This window comes from Microcoleus sp. BM001215392, from assembly GCF_036700185.1.
Taxonomy (GTDB): domain Bacteria; phylum Cyanobacteriota; class Cyanobacteriia; order Cyanobacteriales; family Microcoleaceae; genus Microcoleus.
The window spans coordinates 1-4,322 of the sequence record NZ_JAUBOJ010000513.1; the positions used below are offsets into that span (position 1 = coordinate 1).

Annotated in this window: 6 protein-coding genes; 2 read left to right on the forward strand and 4 right to left on the reverse strand. The window is 44.7% G+C overall.

Annotated features, from left to right (window positions below; genetic code table 11):
• Nucleotides 1-148, reverse strand: a 148-nt coding sequence (locus QT974_RS31735; protein WP_333472356.1) for an element excision factor XisI family protein, incomplete at its 3' end; no start/stop codon positions are given.
• Complete coding sequence (locus QT974_RS31740; protein ID WP_333472351.1) at nucleotides 136-555, reverse strand: element excision factor XisH family protein; 420 nt, start codon at nucleotides 553-555, stop codon at nucleotides 136-138. The genes QT974_RS31740 and QT974_RS31735, both read right to left, overlap by 13 nt.
• Nucleotides 556-700: 145 nt before the next feature.
• Between QT974_RS31740 and QT974_RS31745 the strand changes: the two genes are divergently transcribed.
• Nucleotides 701-997, forward strand: coding sequence for a hypothetical protein (locus QT974_RS31745; protein WP_333472352.1), 297 nt, complete (start codon nucleotides 701-703; stop codon nucleotides 995-997).
• 268 nt (nucleotides 998-1,265) lie between these two features.
• On the forward strand, nucleotides 1,266-2,966 hold the full coding sequence (locus tag QT974_RS31750; RefSeq protein WP_333472353.1) for an ABC-F family ATP-binding cassette domain-containing protein: 1,701 nt from the start codon (nucleotides 1,266-1,268) through the stop codon (nucleotides 2,964-2,966).
• A gap of 330 nt (nucleotides 2,967-3,296) precedes the next feature.
• Here the strand turns inward: QT974_RS31750 and QT974_RS31755 are convergent, their stop codons facing one another.
• Nucleotides 3,297-3,728, reverse strand: coding sequence for a hypothetical protein (locus tag QT974_RS31755; protein ID WP_333472354.1), 432 nt, complete (start codon nucleotides 3,726-3,728; stop codon nucleotides 3,297-3,299).
• Nucleotides 3,729-3,745: 17 nt separating this feature from the next.
• A partial coding sequence (locus QT974_RS31760) for a fructosamine kinase family protein (protein WP_333472355.1) occupies nucleotides 3,746-4,322 on the reverse strand: 577 nt, incomplete at its 5' end.

A 4,322-nucleotide genomic window follows, 5' to 3' on the forward strand; every position in this document is an offset into this window, starting at 1 on the left:
TAAACCAACCTATATTGATTAACATATAGCGGTCATTTTCCACATCAAAAATTGTGGCGTTTTTCGTGCCACTGTCACAAACGGGAATCTCAGCGTATTCAGTCAGGAGCTGCTTAACAAGTTGACGATAAATATTTAAGCTATCCATTGTACTATTTCCTCGGTTTTTGGGTTGAAAACAACAAGATTTAGGCGGTTATTATCTAGCAATATCTGACCAAATTTTTCTCCTTCAAAAAGCTCCGTAAAAGCATTTAGTGGAATTGCAAGATACAGTTGTCTTTCTGATTCTTTCCGTTTTAAGATGTCATAGTAAAGAGTGTATTGACCCAAAGCTTGCTCTAAATCTGCAATTCTCGACTCTCTGATAAAACTTTTAACTTCAACCGCTATTTTGCGATCGTTGTTCTCAGCAGCTAATAGCTGTTCTGCACCAAGATCGATCGATAGGTTTCTCTTCGCCCAAGCTAATGGATAGGGATCGTGGGTAATTGTCCAGCCAGCCTTAATGAGACCCTGTTTGACAACTTGATGATAAATGTCTCTTGCTGGCACGATCGCTCTCTTTTGCTATCGAGGTTGACACTGACTATTATAATGTATTGTATCAACAAATTGGATATACTGAGATACGACCTAGTACGATCGCCTTTCCCAATAATTTCTGCACGTCCAGTTACCCGTACAGAAAGGAAATTATATGAACAACGTTGAAGAAGAATTGACATTAAAAGTCCGATCGCGCCCAACAACAACAGTATCGATTGAAATCCCAACAGATACCTTAGAATCCCTAAACAAAGTAGCACTGCATCGAGATATGCCTTTGTCAGCTTTGCTCAAATTTTACATTGGGCAAGGTTTGCGGCAAGATTTAACAAAATTGTTTAGCGATCGCCTCCTGGAAGCAACAGCCCAAGTTTTAGCACGACATCTAGATTCCGAAGAAGAAGTCTCAACCATTCTTCGAGAAATTCAATCTGAAACAGCGCGGTAGTGCGGCAGAAAAAGTGCGATCGCCCCACCACACCAAACAAAATAGTCCCTAACCCACGTCGAGGCTAGAAACCGGGTTTTTTACCGAATTTGTCGGTAACAACGCGTCTTTTCGTAAAAAACCCGGTTTCTGGGGCCCCACGTGTAACTCCGCCCAAACCCAAATCTTGCCAATGACTAAATATAATTAAAATTTGTTAAGATTAACTCGACCTCAGCGCCGGCATCCCATCCGCCGCTAAACCTCCCCTTCCCCAGTCCCCACAACAATGCTGCGACTCGAACATATCAGTAAAATTTACCCCACAGGCGTCGTACTCAAAGATGTCACCTGGGAAGTCAAACCGGGCGATCGCATCGGCTTAGTAGGCGTCAACGGTGCCGGCAAATCCACCCAACTCAAAATCATCGCCGGCGAAATGGAACCCACCTCAGGCGAAGTCATTCGCCCCGCCAGCCTGCACATCGCCTATCTCTCCCAAGAATTTGAAATTGACCCCACCCGCACCGTCAAGGAAGAATTTTGGCGCGCATTCAGCGAAGCCAACGAAGTCCACGAATCCCTAATGGAGGTGCACCGAGAGCTCGAAGCCGCCACCCCAGAAAATCTCGACAACACGATCCACAAAATGGATCGGCTACAACGGCAATTTGAAGGCTTAAACGGCTACGGTTTAGAAGCCCAAATCGAGAAAATTTTACCAGAAATCGGATTTGAGCAAGAAGATGGCGATCGATTAGTCAGCGCTTTCAGCGGCGGCTGGCAAATGCGGATGAGTTTAGGTAAAATTCTCCTCCAAAAACCCGATATCCTGCTGTTAGACGAACCTACCAACCACCTCGACTTAGAAACGATCGAATGGCTCGAAGTTTACCTCAAAGGGCTGACAACCCCAATGGTAATCGTATCCCATGACCGCGAATTTCTCGATCGGCTCTGCACCCAAATCGTCGAAACAGAACGCGGCGTTTCCAGCACCTACCTCGGCAACTACTCATCCTACCTCCTACAAAAAGCAGAAGCGCGCGAAGCCCAACTCAGCGCCTACGAAAACCAGCAAAAAGAACTCGACAAACAGCAAGCATTCGTTGAAAAATTCCGCGCCAGCGCCACTCGCAGTACCCAAGCCAAAAGTCGCGAGAAACAGTTAGACAAAATCGAACGCATCGAAGCCCCAACAGGCGGCTTAAAAACTTTGCATTTCCGGTTTCCCCCCGCACCCCGCAGCGGCCGCGAAGTAGCAATAATTGAAAACTTAGTACACACCTACGGCGAGAAAATCCTATTTTTGGGAGCAGACTTATTAATTGAAAGAGGCGATCGCATTGCCTTTCTCGGCCCCAACGGTGCCGGAAAATCTACATTGCTGCGCCTGATCATGGGTTTAGAAACGCCCACCGAAGGTACAGTCAAAATGGGAGGTCATAACGTCATCCCCGGTTACTTTGAACAGAATCAAGCAGAAGCCTTAGATTTGAATAAAAGCGTGATGCAAACCATTCACGACGAAGTACCAGACTGGAAAAATGAAGAAGTGCGGACTTTGTTAGGGCGGTTTTTATTTAACGGCGAAACAGTATTCAAACACGTTGGCGCTTTAAGCGGTGGAGAAAAAGCCCGTCTGGCTTTGGCAAAAATGCTGCTGGAACCTGTGAACTTGCTAATTTTGGACGAACCGACCAATCACCTCGACATTCCCGCGAAAGAGATGATGGAAGAAGCAATTAAGAATTACGACGGCACTGTAATTATCGTTTCGCACGATCGCTATTTTATCTCTCAAGTCGCCAACAAAATAGTAGAAGTTCGAGACGGCGAGTTTCGGACTTATCTGGGAGATTACCACTACTATCTGGACAAAATAACTGAAGAGAAAGAACTAGCCAAGTTCGCCAAACTTGAAGCTGAGAAATCGGCTAAAAAATCCGAGAAGGAAGCGAAGAAGAAAGCGGCGGCTAAACAAAAGTAAGTAAATTGAGTGGTAGGGACACGGCTCTTGGAGTGTCCCTACCAATATGTAGCTGTAGGGTGCGGATACAGCGAAACTCCTGAAAGTCGATCGACAATCTCACAACGACGCAGGTTAATTAAGAAAAGCTATATTTAGTTAAACTACTGTTTGTAGGAGTGTGTCGCTACAGCATTTAAATAGACAAAATTGCATAAATCCTTGTTTGATACAGTCACCGCAGATTTAAGGCAGATGAACAAAGATAAACGCAGATAATTTCCAGATAATTGTGGAATGAGTGCAATCTTGTCTAATGAATGTACGCTTTTATTAGCGAGTACCTCGACCTCAACGACTTGGATCTTTTCGTTTAAAGAATGGCTTTTGAGAACTAAGACACTCTTGCAAATCATCATCTAACTCTGTAGTAGGAAAACTATGATCGGCCACATATTTAATCAAATGATTTACCGAGCCAAACAAGAGAGTTTCTGTATCTTGCTGCAACAGAAATGTACCGTCATATCCGCCATATCCGTTAATTTTGTAAAAGTTTTGGCGCTGAGTATCCGCCGCAACGGAAGCCACAACAACTCCCTTATAAGAAGAGTTTCTTAAGCAGAGTCTATTTTCTTTTTCAGCAATCTCAATATATCGATTCCCGGCGCTGCGATAGACGCCCACCTGTAAGGGTAAAGCAGCTAAAGAGTGTTCAGCCCCGATGATGGTCAAAAACAGAACTATCAATCCAAACTCGGTACAACTGTTCCAAAATTTCATTTTTGATTCCGCCTAATCTAGCTAAGATTAAAATTTAAACCCAAAATTCTATTAATCATTTGATTCGCCTGCGACTCGTAACTCCCGCCAAACAAATTAAAGTGATTCAAAATATGATATAAGTTGTAAAGCGTTTTGCGCTTTTCATAGCCTGAATCCAGCAACCAAACTTCATTATAACCCCGATAAAATGCTGGGGAAAAACCGCCGAAAAGTTCCGTCATCGCCATATCGACTTCTCTGTCGCCCCAATAAGTCGCTGGGTCAAAAATTACTGGTTCCCCCGCCGAAGTTACTGACGCATTTCCTCCCCACAAATCGCCGTGAACTAAGGAAGGTTGAGGTTTGTAACCCTCCAATAACTTGGGAATAGCTGCTAGCAAAGTTTCTCCTTGACTGAAATTTCCGCCGCGACGCCTAGCCAACTGTAACTGATAACCAATCCGATGTTCGGCCCAAAATTCTGCCCAATCAGCAGCCCAGTTATTAATTTGAGGAGTTGAGCCGATCGCATTATTAACACTCCAACCAAAACGTCCCTTCAGCAAGGCAGAATCAACCTCTTCTCCCCCCCTTAGCAAGGGGGGGTTGGGG